Raw genomic sequence first — 2,679 nt, 5'->3', positions numbered from 1 at the left:
ATTATATATAACACGCCTCTTTCCTCTTATACACATATACTTTTTACAAATTCCGCTCCTGTATGCTATTCCCACTCCCACGCAGTATCTGAAACCTCTATTTTCTTATCCCGCAGCATCAAATCCCTCACCGCCTGATCTGCCTTTTTCCCCTCAAACAAAACGGCGTTTACCTGTTCGATAATGGGAAGCTGTACCTGATACTTTGCCGCAAGCTCCATGGCTGCCTTGGCGGAGTACACCCCCTCCACCACCATTTTCACCTCTGCCATGGCCTCTTCCATGGTATGGCCCTGTCCGATGAGGATTCCTGCCCGGCGGTTTCGGGAGTGCATGCTGGCGCAGGTCACGATCAGATCGCCGATTCCCGTAAGCCCGCAGAAGGTTTCAAATTTTCCTCCCATAGCAGTGCCCAGTCTGGCAATCTCCGTGATTCCCCTGGTGATCAGCGCAGCCTTTGTATTGTCTCCATATCCCAGTCCGTCCGCAATTCCGGCAGCCAGAGCCACCACATTTTTCAGCGCTCCTCCCAGCTCCATTCCCAGCATATCGGGGCTGATATACACACGGAACACCTCGTTCATAAACAAATTCTGTATGTACTCCGCCGTCTTTTTACTCTTGGCACCCACCACAATGGTAGTGGGAATGCCGCGCCCTACCTCCTCGGCATGGGAGGGACCGGACATCACCGCCACGTCCGCCTGCGGAATTTCCTCCTCTATGATTTCCGAAAGGGTCATCAGCGTGTGCTCCTCAATGCCCTTTGCCACATTTACGATCTTTTGTCTGTTTCCCACAAGGGCGCTTAACCGATGCGCCGTGGTTCTAGTATAGGAGCTGGCTACGGCCATCACCAAAAGATCCTTTCCTTCTACAGCCTCTTTATCATCCGTGGTAAACCTCATATCCTCCGGCAGCTTCACTCCTGGAAGCATTTTGTGCTCATGCTCCTTTTGAAGCATGGCGATCTCGCTTTCCACTGCGGACCAAACCGTAACCTGGTGTCCGTTGTTGTGCAGCAGGACAGACAATGCAATGCCCCAGCTTCCTCCGCCGATTATACTGATCTTTGCCATACGCCCTCTTTTCTGCGGCTTTTTTAATCCGCTCTCAATTCTTTTTTTCCACATCAATCTTATTCTTCTTAAAAAGATAAGTCTTTCTCTCTTCTTTGTGAAGCAGCCGCACAATGTTCTGCCTGTGCTTCCAGTATGCCATAACCGTCAGAAACGCAGCCACTGCATACATTTCCAGAAGCCGCCCCTGGCTCATAGAGCCAAAAACTCCAAGCTGTCCGCAGACGATCATTTCTATCATAAATCCTGCGTAAACCAGCAGTGACCCCAAAGACACATAGTGGGTGGAAAAAAAGGTGCCGAAAAACAACAGGGCAGCCACCACGATAAAATAGGGATGAAAGGCCAGAATCATCCCCGCCGTGGCGGCGATTCCTTTCCCTCCCTTAAATCCCATGTAAAAGGGAAAATTGTGCCCCAGAATGGCTCCCGCTCCCGCATAGAGACAGAGAAGATAGATAATGTCCGGATGGGCCGTGCCATACAGCAGACGCACGATCACTACCGCCGCCACACATTTGAGACAGTCCCCGGCAAAAACGATGAGCCCGGCCTTGGTGCCAAGCACCCGCAAGGCATTTGTAGTACCAGAATTGCCGCTTCCGTACTGACGGATGTCGATCCCATGAGCCTTTCCGTAAAAAAATGCCGTCTGAAACAACCCAAACACATAACCAATCAGCAAACAGATTACTCGTTCCATGATCACTTGTTTTCCTTTCGTTCTCTTATAATGAACCGCATGGGCGTCCCCCGAAAGCCGAAGGTCTCCCTGATCTGGTTTTCAATATATCTGGTGTAGGAAAAGTGCATCAGCTCCTTGTCGTTCACAAAAATCACAAAGGTTGGAGGCTTTACGGAAGCCTGGGTAATATAATAAAGCCGCAGTCTCTTCCCCTTGTCCGACGGAGGCTGCTGCATTGCCACAGCCTCCGACATGATCTCGTTTAGCACACCGGTAGCCACACGCATGGCATGGTTTTCGCTGACCATATCTATGGTCTCAAAGAGCTTCGGCAGTCTTTGCCCTGTCTTTGCGGAAATAAAGACAATTTCAGCATAGGACATAAAGGACAGCACGTTTCTTATTCTTTCCGTAAAACGGTAAATGGTTTTATCATCCTTTTCAATGGAATCCCATTTATTTACAGCAATGATTACCGCCTTTCCTCTGTCATGGGCAATGCCCGCAATCTTGGCGTCCTGTTCCGTAACACCCTCTCCGGCATCAATTACAAGCACTACAACCTCCGCCCGTTCCACGGCAGCCACCGTGCGGACGATCATATAGCGCTCCAATTCCTCCTTCACTTTATTTTTCCGGCGCAGCCCCGCCGTATCAATAAAAATGTAGTTTTTCCCGTTCCGGGTAAGGGGCGTGTCCACCGCATCCCTGGTCGTACCCGCTATATCCGATACGATCAGCCTGTCCTCCCCAAGAATTTTGTTGATAATAGAGGATTTGCCTACATTTGGTTTTCCCACGATAGCAACCCGGACGCTGTCGTCCTCTTCCTCTTCTTCTCCAGCTTCCCCAAACAGAGCTGTCACTTCTTCCAGCATGTCCCCGAGCCCCATACGGTTTATGGCAGAAATAGGA

3 protein-coding genes are annotated in these 2,679 nt (G+C 50.3%); all 3 read right to left on the bottom strand.

Going from position 1 to position 2,679, the window contains the following annotated elements; all coding sequences use genetic code 11:
- Nucleotides 1-65 precede the first annotated feature (65 nt).
- Nucleotides 66-1,079 (bottom strand): NAD(P)H-dependent glycerol-3-phosphate dehydrogenase, encoded by a 1,014-nt coding sequence (locus tag AC1WIP_RS14345; RefSeq protein ID WP_481142468.1) that lies wholly within the window; start codon nt 1,077-1,079, stop codon nt 66-68.
- Nucleotides 1,080-1,113: 34 nt separating this feature from the next.
- The gene (gene plsY, locus AC1WIP_RS14340) at nt 1,114-1,782 is read right to left on the bottom strand and encodes a glycerol-3-phosphate 1-O-acyltransferase PlsY (RefSeq protein ID WP_481142467.1); all 669 of its coding nucleotides are present in this window, start codon (nt 1,780-1,782) and stop codon (nt 1,114-1,116) included.
- A gap of 2 nt (nt 1,783-1,784) precedes the next feature.
- On the bottom strand, nt 1,785-2,679 hold an 895-nt coding region (gene der / locus AC1WIP_RS14335), incomplete at its 5' end, for a ribosome biogenesis GTPase Der (RefSeq protein WP_481142466.1).

The organism is Acetatifactor sp., assembly GCF_982438285.1.
Note: the sequence above shows the minus strand (reverse complement) of the source record. Positions and strands in the feature narration are given on the sequence as shown.

Excerpts from the sequence above, each read along its gene's own strand:
- plsY (WP_481142467.1), bottom strand. The coding sequence starts at position 1,782 with ATGGAACGAGTAATCTGTTTGCTGATTGGTTATGTGTTTGGGTTGTTT.
- AC1WIP_RS14345 (WP_481142468.1), bottom strand. The coding sequence starts at position 1,079 with ATGGCAAAGATCAGTATAATCGGCGGAGGAAGCTGGGGCATTGCATTG.